This window comes from Silvibacterium acidisoli, from assembly GCA_022870745.1.
Classification (GTDB): domain Bacteria; phylum Acidobacteriota; class Terriglobia; order Terriglobales; family Acidobacteriaceae; genus Silvibacterium.
The window spans coordinates 1,158,186-1,171,824 of sequence record CP085323.1; the positions used below are offsets into that span (position 1 = coordinate 1,158,186).

General features: G+C 58.7%; 8 protein-coding genes and 3 tRNA genes. 3 read left to right on the forward strand and 8 right to left on the reverse strand.

Annotation, left to right across the window (positions count from 1 at the left end):
* Positions 1–135 precede the first annotated feature (135 nt).
* From LJD29_RS04645 to LJD29_RS04675, 7 genes are all read right to left on the reverse strand, one after another.
* Positions 136–4,029: a hypothetical protein gene (locus LJD29_RS04645; RefSeq protein ID WP_446744592.1), complete on the reverse strand. Its 3,894-nt coding sequence runs from the start codon at positions 4,027–4,029 to the stop codon at positions 136–138.
* 85 nt (positions 4,030–4,114) lie between these two features.
* Positions 4,115–5,878 (reverse strand): zf-HC2 domain-containing protein, encoded by a 1,764-nt coding sequence (locus tag LJD29_RS04650; RefSeq protein WP_446744593.1) that lies wholly within the window; start codon positions 5,876–5,878, stop codon positions 4,115–4,117.
* 5 nt (positions 5,879–5,883) lie between these two features.
* On the reverse strand, positions 5,884–6,636 hold the full coding sequence (locus LJD29_RS04655; RefSeq protein ID WP_446744594.1) for an RNA polymerase sigma factor: 753 nt from the start codon (positions 6,634–6,636) through the stop codon (positions 5,884–5,886).
* A gap of 1,319 nt (positions 6,637–7,955) precedes the next feature.
* A tRNA-Cys gene (locus tag LJD29_RS04660) sits at positions 7,956–8,030 on the reverse strand.
* Between the two features lie 77 nt (positions 8,031–8,107).
* Positions 8,108–8,182: transfer RNA gene (locus tag LJD29_RS04665), tRNA-Gly, on the reverse strand.
* A gap of 68 nt (positions 8,183–8,250) precedes the next feature.
* Positions 8,251–8,988 carry an ABC transporter ATP-binding protein gene (locus LJD29_RS04670; RefSeq protein ID WP_446744595.1) on the reverse strand — a complete coding sequence of 246 codons (738 nt, stop codon included), beginning with the start codon at positions 8,986–8,988 and terminating at the stop codon, positions 8,251–8,253.
* A 7-nt stretch (positions 8,989–8,995) separates the two neighbouring features.
* The gene (locus tag LJD29_RS04675; protein ID WP_446744596.1) at positions 8,996–9,424 is read right to left on the reverse strand and encodes a response regulator; all 429 of its coding nucleotides are present in this window, start codon (positions 9,422–9,424) and stop codon (positions 8,996–8,998) included.
* Positions 9,425–10,310: 886 nt separating this feature from the next.
* Between LJD29_RS04675 and LJD29_RS04680 the strand changes: the two genes are divergently transcribed.
* Together LJD29_RS04680 and LJD29_RS04685 are read left to right on the forward strand one after the other, a co-directional pair.
* Entirely contained in the window at positions 10,311–10,967 is a 657-nt protein-coding gene (locus tag LJD29_RS04680; protein ID WP_446744597.1) for a peroxiredoxin, read from the forward strand.
* Positions 10,968–11,015: 48 nt separating this feature from the next.
* A tRNA-Cys gene (locus LJD29_RS04685) sits at positions 11,016–11,091 on the forward strand.
* A gap of 6 nt (positions 11,092–11,097) precedes the next feature.
* Here the strand turns inward: LJD29_RS04685 and LJD29_RS04690 are convergent.
* The gene (locus tag LJD29_RS04690; protein WP_446744598.1) at positions 11,098–11,514 is read right to left on the reverse strand and encodes a MauE/DoxX family redox-associated membrane protein; all 417 of its coding nucleotides are present in this window, start codon (positions 11,512–11,514) and stop codon (positions 11,098–11,100) included.
* 72 nt (positions 11,515–11,586) lie between these two features.
* Between LJD29_RS04690 and LJD29_RS04695 the strand changes: the two genes are divergently transcribed.
* The gene (locus LJD29_RS04695) at positions 11,587–13,635 is read left to right on the forward strand and encodes a S9 family peptidase (protein WP_446744599.1); all 2,049 of its coding nucleotides are present in this window, start codon (positions 11,587–11,589) and stop codon (positions 13,633–13,635) included.
* Positions 13,636–13,639: the final 4 nt, after the last annotated feature.

The window sequence follows — 13,639 nt, forward strand, 5'->3', positions numbered from 1 at the left end:
TCCCATCCGGCTCCGGTGAGACGCTTCTGCCTTTGTAGGGGCCGCACGAGATCCTGTATAAACCCGCTGTTACGAACACTTTTCTGATCCTCATGACCTTCTCAGGTTCCGTCCTTTGATCGTTGCCCGGTCGCATTACGGCTTCGCTCCAAGCTTGTTGTTCTTCACGGCAGTTGCCAACGGCGTTACCGCTGGGGTTGCCACGCCAACGAACTCCGTCACGGTGTTGTTGTTGAGCAGCACCCAGAGATTTCCAGCGCCATCGATACTCAGGAACAGCGGAGCATTCGAAAGACTCGGACTGGTAAAGGAGTACCCGTCTGGCGAATCGATAAGAGAGACATTCGACACGGCTGTAAATCCGCATTGATTCCCTCCGGAGCTTGCCAGCCACAGGCGGTCCGCCCCGTCAAAAGCCAGAGCCTCCGGATTCGCCACCGTTTCGACGCCCGCATCGCCGGTTACATTGACCATTCCCGGCCGAGTGGTGCTTGGGACAATCTCCCATGCGCTGCAGAGTCCCGGCGCCCAGAGATTGCCGGAAGCATCGACTGCGACCTGCGCCTGGCCCGGCAGACCATATGTGCTTGCAGCCGATGTCATCAGTGAGCCGCTCGCTCCATTGAGCTCCGTAAAAGTGATGTTTCCGCTCTGCCCCGGCTGCGCGCTTCTAAGCCAGATGTCGCCTGAAGCGTCAGCCGCGATCGGCAAGGGATCGGTTATCCCATTCGTGTATCCGCTACTCGGAGAGAGCGCGATACCTGCGCTGCTGAACTCTGTGACAGCGCCAGGAGTACCACTGTTTGTAATCCATATGTCGCCGCTCTTGTCGATGGCCATCGCTCCGGCCCCAGCCAGGCCGCCTCCATAGAAGGGGCTGCCGCCGACCGGCGTAACGGTCGTGGCATTCAACTCAGTGAGGCTTCCATTGCCGTTGGCGATCCAGACATAGCCATTCGCATCGACTGCGATCGGCCCCGGAAGACTCAGACCCGCAGGCGTGAAGCCGCCGCTGATGCCACTCAGGACAGCAGGCGAAATGGGAGCGCCTAGATTTGTCCATTCGCTCACGCTGTTGCTGTTCGTGTTCGTGATCCAGAGGTTTCCTGAAGCATCCAGCGCGAATGCAGACGATCCCGATCCCGTGGAACCAGATCCACCCACTCCGCCGCCAGAGGTGTAGTTAAGCGCGATCGACCAATCGTGCGGAGCGACCGTAAGAATTGGCTGATAGGGCGAAAACGCGCTGACGGTTGCCGTGCTATAGATCGCCTCAAGCTGCGGAGCCCCGGTGGTATCCGCGTCCGGTGGCTTCACCAGATCGAAGATTGCCTGAAGTGTGTCAGTCGGGGCAGCACCCGTGTCAAAGTTCTGCAACGGATTGGCGTCGGCGAAGAGACTTCCGCATACAGAGCCGTCTCCTGCCGAGCCGCCGGAGGTTACCGCGCAGGCATCGAGTATGTCCGCAAGGGTATTGATCTCGATATACGGAACAGCAGCATTGCCGGCAAGAGTGTTATACAGCGGCTGACCCGTGGTGATATTTACCAGGTTGTTGACCGTCGCAAAGGCATTCGCCAGCCCGATTACATTACTGTTGGGCGAGCCGATGTTGAGATAGCTGATGGAGCCGGTAACAGGATCGTCCCCTGAGAACGGAGCCAGTGCGGAGGCCGAGACCAGCGTCGTCACCTCGTTGACGACAACTGGGGAAGAGCTGAGGTTGCTGCACGGCCCGAGAGCCGTCATCAGCGCCAGGTTCGGATTCGAATTGGTGGCTCCAGGGCGTCCGCCGAGCGCAACGAAGTACATCAGGCTGCCAGGCCCCGGGCAGGCATAGCCGGCTGGAATCGTGAAACTGCCGGTCGCGTCAGTTGTAATCGCGCTGGTCGCGTTGGGTGAAGAGACCGGCACAGCAGCCGAGGCGTAGCCGGCCGTCCCGGCCGCATAGAGGTAGATCGATGCGCCAACCACAGGCAGCGTTCCCGCCTTCACAATGCCATTCAGCGCAGGCCCCGTGGCATCGGAGGTGATCGCGATGCTTGCAGCGGCCGTCGCAGGAATAGCCGCATCGTTAAGCCGGTCCGCAGTAGCTGCCGCGGTGATCTGGATCGATCCACCCTCCGGCGCTACTGACGGCGCGGTGTAAGGGATGGGGACGCCATTAGGCCATCCTGGCGCACTGGTTGCGGTCACAGCCGGCACAGGAGGAACATACGGACTCCCTGGATTTCCCGGGCTCGGAGGTACAGCTGGAATTGCCGGCTGCGCCGGCACCGTTGTGAAGAATCCACACCCGCTCGCGCAGACTGTCCAATCCACGCCAGCATGGGATGGGTCATTAGTGACCGAAGCGTTGAGCATTACTGTTGTCCCCTGCAATAGCTGCGACGGCGCAAAGGGTACGAAGGCAATTGAATGTGCCGTCGATTGCGTTACCGTTATCGCACCCGAAAGAACGGAGGTAGCGGGAGACACCGTCGAAGTAGCTCGAACCTGCACCGTTACGCCAGGGAGCACCGGGGGCGCCACATACGTAGCGGTTTCGCCGTCGGCCGTTTGGTAAGGAGTCACATGCCCGCAGGCACCTGTTGTCGTGTTGCTGCATACGACCGACCAGGTCACGCCACCTGGCGCCGTGTCGTTGGTCACCGATGCGCTAACCGTTACCTGGCCGGTGGTAGCAATACTCGCAGGCGGCTGCGTGATAAACGCGATCGAAACCGGCGCGCCGATCGTCATTGTTGCAGTCGCGGCATTCTCCACGAGCGACGGATCGAGATCGTAGGCGTGGGAAGCAGCAGTAATCGTCACCGGATTTGCCGGTGGTAGAGATGTCGGAGCTGTGTAAGTCGTCGTCGAACCGCTGCTGGTCGTTGCCGGATTAAAGGTGCCGCACGCGCCCGGTGCGCTGCTTCCACAGCTGGCGCTCCAGTCCACACCCGCGTTCGAGGAATCTCCGGTTACGGTAGCGGCCAACGTCGCAGTCTTGCCTTCGGCAACGGACGCCGGCACGATGCGCGACATCGCTACGTCGATGACCGTCGATGTGTTAATCGTCGCGGTAGCGGTGGCGCTTGCCGTACCGTCTGTTACCGAAGTGGCTGTAATCATCACCACCCCGCCTGCGGGTACGGTTGCGGGAGCGCTATACGTTGTCGCCGCGCCGCTAGCGGTCGTTGCGGGGTTGAAGCTTCCACAGCTGCTCATGGGAGTGCAACTCCAGGTCACGCCTCCAGCTTTCACGTCATTGGTGACCGTAGCTGTAAACTGCGCAGTTCCCGCGGCCGCCACAGTGTAGGTGGCCGGCGAGATCCGAATCGCAATCGGCAGAATCGATATGATGGCGCTGGCTGAATCGGAGGGGTTCGCAACCGATGTCGCGGTAATCGCCACGGTGCCACCGGCTGGACTCTCCATCGGCGCCGTGTAGACCGTGCTCGTTCCACCTGCAGTAGTAGCAGGGTTGAACGAACCGCAATCGCTGGAGCCACAGATCACTGACCATCTAACTCCCGCACTGCTCGAATCGTTCGCCACGGAGGCACTCAGCGTCGCCGTCGCACGCACGGCCATCGATGAAGGGGAAGAGATCGTAACAATCGCCGGCAGGTTTGCGATCGTCAGAGTAACGGAAGATGTTTGCGACGGATCGCTCGTCACCTTTGCGGTGATCGTCACCTTCGTGCCCACAGGAATGAGGGAAGGCGCGACATACGTCGCCGGAACTCCGCTCGCCGTATGAGCAGGAAGAAGCGTTCCACAACCTGAAGATGTAAGTCCGCTCACTGGCGGAGCGAGCGGACTTCCACCGCAACTGACTGACCAGTCCACGCCCGCGTTGACGGGGTCACTCACCGGAGTCATAGCGACCGTGGCGCTGCTCAGCACCGGAAAGTTCGCCGCAGTCGCACCGCTGGCATAAACCACCGAGATGGCTCCGGCTTTTGTCGCCTGCCCGCTACCGCAGCCGGAGAGAAGCGCCAGAGATGCCAGGGAAAAGAACAGGCATACACAGAGCCACGACACTGAGAACCGGCAAAGATCATCCGCACACGTAGAACAGGCAGACGAAGAGCAACCCCAATTGCGTAACATGATCTCCTGAGAACCTTTACTTTCCGTTGTCCAGCTTCATGGAGTTCTGCAGGTCAACCTGCACTTCGTGTGCCCGAAGATTCAGATCGCTTATGGACGTGGCCAACTCGGAGACGATGGCCTCCGCCGGCCGGTTGTCCTCGCGCTTATCGAGGGCCAGCTCCCTGATCAGCACAGAATTTCGCTCGGCCAGCTTATCCAGCGTCACATCTGCATTCGTTATCGATGAAGCCGGCGTGGAAGCCGTAATCACCAGATGCGTGTCGGCGAGAAGTTGTTCTTCGTCCTCCAACGCCCTCAGCAGCTTGTGTTTATGCGTGAAGAGAAGGTCAGCAAGCGCAGCCGAACCAATCGGAGAGAGATTCTCATCGCTGGGAAATCTATGTTTCAGATCTTCGATTGCCTTGGTTTCCAGGTTGATCGTGAAAGCGCTGCTGAACAGTCGCTGCGCCAGGCTGCCAAGCGGGGCAACATCGCGCCCGTGCGCAAGGTAATAGATCTCCAGCGGAGTCGCCGCTGTCTGCATCTCCATGACCTTCACGCTCGATGAGCCCTGCGGTTGCGAAGCCGCTGTCTTCAACTCCTCTATGCTCGAGATGGAGGCCGTTACATGGGGCAGCATATTCAGCTGCGCTTCGATTTCATGCTTCCGTTCCCGCGTGTCCGTGATGCCATGCACCTCCACCCCACGAGCCGATCGGGATATCTCAACTTGTTCGCCGGTATCCGCATGAAGGCGGTCCAATGCCAGCCTTGCGCTGAGCTCCACGTCATTCAACTGCTCTTCGGTGAGCGGCGCAGGCGGCAGCACGGGCAGTGCCGGGCGTACTGCCGCAACTACGGTTCCCTCTGCCTGATTTCCGGATTCAAAGAGGCTATTGGTGACCGCGTCCCATGGCAGCACTGAATAATTCAGCTCTGCGATCTCCACGGTCTCGCTGTTGCGGAAGAACACGGTCCGGGACACCGGGCGGAAATCCTGATCCCGCACGGTCAGGGACTGCGCGGCCACCGCTCCATCCGGGGTCGTCGTCGTGAGCACCAGCAAATGTCCGGACGAGCGGCGAATGCGATCTTCGCGCACCCGCTGGGAGTCGTGCCAGCTTTGATAACTCGTAGCAGAGAGCGGCGAACTCCAGGGAATTCTGGCCTCCGCGAGCTTCTTCTGCAACAACTCCTGGTCCGGCGGCACGCGCTGGTCTCTAAGCTTCCGCTTTCCTTGTGCATCGCGATAGAGCGTGCATTTAAGCGTCCGTTGCGAAGTGCTGATCTCCACCGTCTGGCGGATCACTCCAGAAGCGTTCCCATGAGGCGCAGCCGAATCCCAGGCCTCGGCGCGCACCAGAAGAGTATTGGAAGTTATGGTCGGCCTTGATTGCTGCAACCACAGAAAGACACAGCTGATCGACGCGATGGCGAGGATCAGGCCGCTCACAAGTATCGGATTCATATTCAACGGTGCTTCAGGCCTCCTGACTTCTTTCGCGCGCGCGACGCCGCTATGCGGCAACTGCTCCGGGAGCTGATTCAGCAGCGCTTCGAGTCGCGCCCGCTTGTCCCCTTCTTCCCCAACGCCTTGCATGGCCTGCAGAGCGTGATACATCGCAACCTGCGAAAAGGTCTCGTGAAAGCGCCCATGCCGTTCCCGGCACGCATTGCAGGCAGCCAGATGCCGCTCCACTCGCGCCCGCCTGCGAAGAGGCAGGTCGTTGGTTACAAGCAGAGTGAGCTCTGTGTCGGAAACATGTCCGCGAAGAAGATTGTGCGATGTCAGAATCAAGGAACCTACAATCCCCCCATCAATCGTTGCAATCCACGTTTCACCAGGTGAACGGCACGTTGCTCGCTGATTCCAAGCAGGCGGCCAATTTCCCGGTAACGCAGCCCCTGCCCCCGCAACAGGATGCTGTTGTACTGCTGCGGGGTAAGCTGCGACAGCCTGGAGGTCACTCGCTTGAAGCGCTCATTCTGCAGGTAGGTCCACTCCGGACTTCCATCCGGGTCCAGAGGCTCTTCTCCCGGTTCAAACTCCAGGTCGCCAACCTCGCGCTGACGCCGATTGACTCGATGCACGTCCATCGCTAGATTGCGTGCGACCCGATAGACCCATGAATCCAGGTTCTCCTCGACGTCACCTTCGCGAAGATATGCAGCAACGCGAAGAAACGTCTCCTGGATAACATCGTCCATCTCATCCTTGTCGAGCCCAAGCCGCCGCAAAAACTGCGTAAGCTTCGGCTTGATCGCGTCATAGAGAGTCAGGGTCTGCTGACGCCAGTCGCCCACAACTTCCCGCGAAGTGGCCGGTTTTGAACTGCTTTTTCGACTCGCCCCGTCTCCACCGTGTTTCTCGTCCAGCCTCTGCGCAAAACTTTCCACCCCAGTCACAAGCGCCACCTCTTCCTCACCAGCGCGCAACCACATCGCGCCCGCCATCCCGTCCATCAAGACCGCCCCATCGTCGATCAACACATCAGCAGGGTCATCGAGCAATGCTCGGGGTATCTGAGGAAGGTTGTGAGTGTTCAACAGTGACACGAAGCCTACTCCGCGATATCGAAGTGTGTGTTACAGCGATTCATCATCGCGGGTTAATTCTCGTGCTGCATGAAACGCCAGCACTCATGCGCCTCGGCGCATTCATAAGTGGTCGTCTGAAAATGAGTCAAAGCAGGCATCATGAACTTACAAAGCAACTACAAAAAATCACCGGCAATGGTTCCGGCTTAGGTTGATTAATTCAGGAATTATCCATAACCGCTTCAGCATCGGCGGCTTCGTTTTATGCACGCTTCTTCAAAACATCGGTGGGGCTACCGGCACAACTGAAAATTCCCCTCATTGGTAAAACGGAGAAGATAGCCTTTTCCCAACTACCCCTCGATTATTTTTTTTCGCTTTAACATTCGAGGAACAAGGAAGCAGCCGGGCGCTGCACGGAGTTCCTTACGACGGTAACTAGGAAACGGATTACAAATCAGGCGTCGTGACCTTCAGGAAGAATGCCTGCGAGGAGATTGCGGATAACTGATTTCGAAAGCTCAAGTGCATGAACTCTCTATCTTTCAGGAAGCGAAAGAACGCCCCTATAGCCCCATAGATCAGTGAGCTTATCCGTTTGCCCGCAGTATTCCGTATACAAGTAGATAAACCCACGCCTGAACCGCTACCCCTTGCAAAGCCGGCAGCGGCACCAATCATCCGAGCAGGACGATTCCGCCCGGTCACTCTGACATCCCGGAGAAAAGTGTCGCGACTCAATGCAGGCAATCAAGCTGGATGGCTTGAACACAACCGGTCTACCCACAGTCTTCGCAGGTAATGCAAATTGGATTGGAACGGTCGATATACGCGCACGACCCGTAAAAGATCTGGCGGCATTGAGGACACAGGACAGGACTGACCGGTTTCCGTCTGCAGAGCGGACACTGAAGAGATATCTTTTACTCCTCTCAGCGTCCCTCTAGCATTTCATACGCGAAGCGGGTTTACGGAATTCCGCTTCCCACGGACAGTCTTCCCAGAATGGAACTCTCGCGTGGACAAATCTCCCTTAGCCTCATTTTTGGGCCACGCCATACTGCTGGCGAAGGAGTCAAAGACTTTCCCATTTTGGAACAGCTATCGTTGCGCTTTGAGTGTTCGAATCGAACTGGCGGTCTGGAAGCCGGCGCGAAATGAGATGGCCGGCTCAGCCGGCGCCGTTTCCTCGGAGAAGAATGCGTCTATCGATCCGGGTACCGGAGGAAGATGGAAGGAGTATCAGAGATGGCTGTCCAGTAGAGAGCGCACGAGTTCCGCACAAATCTTCGCGGACACCTTTGCAGGGAGCTGACGGAATCAGAGGGGGGTAGAACTGGAGGCGCGGGTCGGAATCGAACCGACGCATAAAGGTTTTGCAGACCTCTCCCTTACCACTTGGGTACCGCGCCTTAGGAAAGGAAGAACTTCTTGAGGCGTTATAGATGGGACCGGACCGGTCATCGCCAAGCTGTGAGTCTTGGCTGACTGGAGCGGGAGACGGGACTTGAACCCGCGACCCTCGCCTTGGCAAGGCGATGCTCTACCACTGAGCTACTCCCGCTTGGTACTTTTCTAATATATCTATCTTATGGTGATTGGTCAATCTGCGGCTCTGGAACTCCACCGGCCCTAAACGGCTGGACTTAAAGAGCCTTTGCCTGCTTCGATCCCCGTAATATGTCCGTCGCGCATGTGCAGAATCCGGTCCCCAATCTGGGCCGCTTCGGGATTATGGGTAATCATCAGCACCGTCTGCTTGAACTCCTTGTTTGACCGCTGCAACATCTCGAGAACGATATCGGAGTTCTCCGTGTCGAGATTGCCCGTCGGCTCGTCCGCCAGCACAATTGATGGCCGCGTGATCAGGGCCCGCGCAATGGCCACGCGCTGCTGCTCGCCTCCCGACAATTCGGAAGGACGATGCTCAAGCCGCTTGCCGATGTTCAGCAGATCGGCAAGATGCGACAGGTATGCCTGGTCCAGCGGCTCGGTGCGCCCGGAGATGTCGTATGCAATCTCAATATTGGCGCGCGCCGAAAGAGTTGGCAGCAGATTGAACTTCTGGAAGATGAACCCGATCTTCGACTTGCGCATTTTCGTGCGCTCAGCGTCGTCCAGCGTGGCGAAATCTACTCCGCCGATCTCGATCTTTCCCGAGGTGGCCTGCGTCAGGCCGCCCAGCAGATAGAAGAGGGTGGACTTACCGCTTCCCGACGGTCCGACGATGCTGACAAACTCGCCTGCCTCAACGGAAAACGACACGCCTCGCAGGGCCTGGACATCCACTTTTCCTGCGCGGTAAACCTTGGTCAGTTGTTCAGCATGAATGATCGACGGCACGTTCTGATTGTAAATGCTGGACCCCATCCTGTGCTTACGAGGCAATCGCGGGCTGCATCTCGGGCAGGTGATACGGCCGGACAACTGCCTTCTTGGGGCCGCGCTTGCGGGCGATCATTACGCGAATCTTCTCGAGCAGTTCGGCGGGCACGCAGGCGCCCTTGGGCAGAAAAGCATCGGCATAGCTGGCGCGATCGAAGGCCTTCACCGTACCGCTCACCAGCAGCATGGGGATCTCAGGCGAAATATCCTTCATACGGCGAACCATCTCGTTGCCATCCATCTGCGGCATCAGCAGGTCGCTGAGCACCATGTCAATTCCGCCCTCGCGAAAGATCTCGATCGCTTCGGCGGCGGAGCGCGCCGTCACCACGCGGTAGCCGCGGGTCGCCAGCATAAATTCCCGTACAGAAAGAGCCTGTTCGTTATCGTCCACGCATAGAATCGTTTTCTTCGGTCGCATCCAAAATCCTCTGCCGCTCCGTCGCACATTGGGAGCTGTCAGCATGCAGGCACACGTCCAGACACACGTCGGCGGCGTGGGCCCCGCAAGGGGTTCCGTTGGCCGCACCTGGCCTGAAAAGGAAAATACGGCCCCGTCCGCATCGCGGGGCTGCAAAATTGCAGTCCGCGCGACACGGTGCCGCGCTCCGGCTTCAGGCCTGGATGCGGAGAACGAGAGGGCTGCGCACGGTTGCCCGCGCTGTCAACGACGTCTGCGCGTTTGCGGCGTGCTCCCCGCAAGATGGCAGACGGCAATGAGCGCACATGCTCGCGCCCCTCGCTCTAACTCAAGTTGTGTTTAAAAGGCGAAAGTTGCGTCTTGCGATTTCTCGTAAGCGCTTGCGTAGAGTACGAAGACCCCGACCCTGTGTAAACAGGGAATATGAGGCGAAAATCCGCGTGTTTTTCGCGTAAAGTTCCACCGCCCCCCGCGTGGGCACTGTGAATATTGGAGATGCGATACACAGCCCCTGTTGAAAGCATGTGAATCGCTCACGGAAAAGGCGTCCCGTTGCAACGCGCGTGGTGCGACGCCTTTCTCGCGTTTTGCCCTGGCACATTCATGCTGTTTTCAAGTTCGTTTCACACGGCAAGGTGGTTTGACAGTCCCCTGCCGAGGTTCTATGCTCAGTAGTCAGAGGCGGCAGCATTGCGCTTCAAGCTTTCTTCATGACCATGATCGCTTCAACCCGTATGTGTATGTGCTGCTGCTGTCGCTGCAGCTCCGCGCGGGTTGTTTCCTAGGGCGATCTTTTCCAGGGATGCATCGAACCCGCCGGGGCCACCCGCCAGGCGGGTTTTTTCATGTACAAACTTTTTGAGAGCAAAGAGCCAAGGAAAGAGACATGTCACTGCGAATCAACGATATTGCTCCTGATTTCACCGCCGAGACGACTCAAGGCACCATCCACTTCCACGAGTGGATAGGCGATAACTGGGCCGTTCTTTTCTCGCACCCCAAGGACTTCACGCCGGTCTGCACCACCGAGCTCGGCGCGGTCGCTGCTCTCGAAAGCCAGTTTGCCCAGCGCGGAGCCAAGGTCATCGGCCTCAGCTGCGACCCCGTCAAGGACCACAGCAAGTGGGCGGAAGACATCAAGGAAGTTGGCGGCCACGCCGTGAATTACCCCATCATCGGCGATCACGACCTGAACGTTGCCAAGCTGTATGACATGCTGCCTGCCGACGAAGGCGACAGCTGCGAAGGCCGCACGCCGGCCAACAATGCTCCCGTACGCACGGTCTTCGTCGTTGGGCCCGACAAGCGCATCAAGCTGACACTGGCCTATCCCATGACCACCGGCCGCAACTTCGACGAGATCATCCGCGTGCTCGACTCGATCCAGCTCACCGCGAAGCACAAGGTTGCCACGCCGGCCAACTGGCAGCAGGGCGGCGATGTCATCATCACCGGCGCGGTTTCGAACGAGGAAGCCGACAAGATCTTTCCCGGCTATAAGACCGTGAAGCCTTACCTGCGCACCACCACGCAGCCGAAGTAAGCTATATGTGAATTCTCTCCCGTGTCCGCCCGGACACGGGAGCCAAGAGCACCGGTGGCGAAGTGGCTAACGCGCTGGTCTGCAAAACCAGTATTCGCGGGTTCGATCCCCGCCCGGTGCTCCAAACGGCCTAAATCAACTGCTTTCCCACGGGAGAGCGATTGTATTCGCGGAACGCCAGCAGCCCTGCGTAGACCATCACGTAGATCAGCTGCAATCCAGCCGAGTCCCAATCCTGCCGCAACGTAGAACCGAAGGTAAGCGACGCCATCAGCAACAGGCCCGCGATGAAGGTGATCCGGCTGAAGACTCCCAGTAAAATCAGCAGGCCGACCAATGCTTCGGCGAACGGCAACGCGAAGGCGTAGCTATAGACCATCTGCGACGGCAGCGGTGTCGAGGCAAACATCTTTACAAGCCCCCTGGCAAACTTTCCCGCGCCCATGTAGATGCGGCTGGCTCCGTGCACGCCGATATTGATGCCCAGGATGATGCGAACCAGCAGGTAAGCCCAGCGCCGATCGCGAATCGTTTCCTCAGTCGCCATTCTTCCTCCATTCCGAACATGGTGCGAATCCTGCTGCGAGGAATCGTAAAAACAGGCTCTATACTTTGCAGCATGTTCCGGTACGAATCTCTTTCTGCCCTGCTGATGCTTGCACTGCTCCCGGCAAGCGCTATCGCCCAGACGCCAGCGACCTCGCCTCATCCCATGACGATTGACGACGTCTTCCGTTTGAAGGACCTCGCCGACCCGCAGATCTCTCCCGATGGCCAGTGGGTCGCGTACACCCTCAGCTCCATAGACGTAAAGGAAGACAAGCGCGTCACCGACCTGTGGATGGTGAAGTGGGATGCCTCCGAAGATGTTCAACTGACCTATAACCGCGAATCCTCGGCGAGTGCACCCCGCTGGAGCCCGGACGGCAAGTATCTCTCCTTCGAATCCGACCGCGCCGGCGAAGCCAAAGGCACGCAGGTATGGGTACTCGACCGCCGCGGTGGCGAGGCACGCCAGTTTACAGACGTAAAGGGCCACCTTGGATCCTATGCCTGGTCGCCCGATGGCAAAAAGCTGCTGCTCGACATCCGGGCCGACGAAGATGCCGACAAGAAAGACGAAAAGGACAAAAAGGAAGAAAAGCCAAAGCCTATCGTCATCGACCGCTACAAATTCAAGCAGGACGTGCAGGGCTATCTCACCGGCAACAACCGTTCCCTGCTCTATCTCTACGATGTAGCGACGAAGAAACTCGACAAGCTGACCAACGACAGCGCGCATGACGAGATGAACGCAGCCTGGTCGCCTGACGGAAGCAAAATCGCCTTCGTCAGCAACCACGACACCGACTGGGAACGCACCATCAACACCGACGTCTTTGTCGTAGACGCCGCGCCAAACTCCGCTCCGCGCAAGCTCACCAACTTCAACGGCGAGGACGGCGGACGCCTCGCATGGAGCCCCGACAGCAAGTGGATCGCCTACACGCAGGGCAGCGATCCTAAGTTCGAGGAGTACAGCCAGAACGATCTCACGATCGTCGGCCTGGACGGGTCGGCACCCCGCATCCTCACCACGAAGCTTGACCGCAACGTGTCTTCGCCGCTCTTTTCGGCCGACGGCAAATCTGTAACCGTCCTTGTTACCGATGACCGTTCCGAGTATCCCGCCTCAGTCGATGTTGCGACTGGCGATACGCGCCGCCTCATCGAACAACCAGGGGTCATCACTACCCAGGCGCGTCTCGCCGGGCATGATGTTCTTCTGCGCAGTACAGATGCGGACCCCGCCAATCTCTTTGCCTATGAAAACGGCGGCCTGCGTAAGCTCACCACGCACAATGACGCCTTACTCGCCGAGTTGCAGCTCGGCACAACCCGCGATCTCGAAGCCACCAGCAAGGACGGCACAAAGGTTCACGCACTGCTGACCCTGCCGCCCGATGCCGTAGCCGGCAAAAAGTATCCCATGCTGTTACGAATTCACGGCGGACCCAACGGGCAGGATGCGCACTCCTTCACTCCTGAGCGCCAGGTCTTCGCCGGCCACGGCTACGCCGTCCTTAACGTGAACTACCGTGGTGGCGCAGGCCGAGGGCACGCATATCAGCAGGTCATCTTCGCCGACTGGGGCAACCATGAAGTTGTCGACCTGCTCGCGGCAGTCGACGAAGCCGTCAAGGAAGGCTATGCCGATCCCGACCATCTCGGCGTAGGCGGCTGGAGCTATGGCGGCATCCTCACCGACTACACCATCGCCAGCACCAACCGCTTCAAGGCGGCGATCAGCGGCGCGGGTGTCGGCAATCCCGTAGCCCTTTACGGAGTCGACCAGTACATCCACCAGTACGACACCGAACTGCAGCCGCCGTGGAAGGCACCTGAAACGTATATCAAGCTCGGCTATCCGCTTTACCACGCCGACCGCATTCACACGCCCACGCTCTTCATGGGCGGCGATAAGGATTTCAATGTCCCGCTCGTCGGTGGCGAGCAGATGTATGAGGCGCTGCGTTCGCTGAATGTTCCGGCTGAGCTGATCATCTACCCCGGACAGTTCCACGGATTCACGCGCCCCAGCTTCATCCGCGACCGCTATCAACGCTATCTTGCCTGGTATGACAAATGGGTGCTCGCGCCCAATCCACCAGCTGCTGCCGTGCGCTAGATCA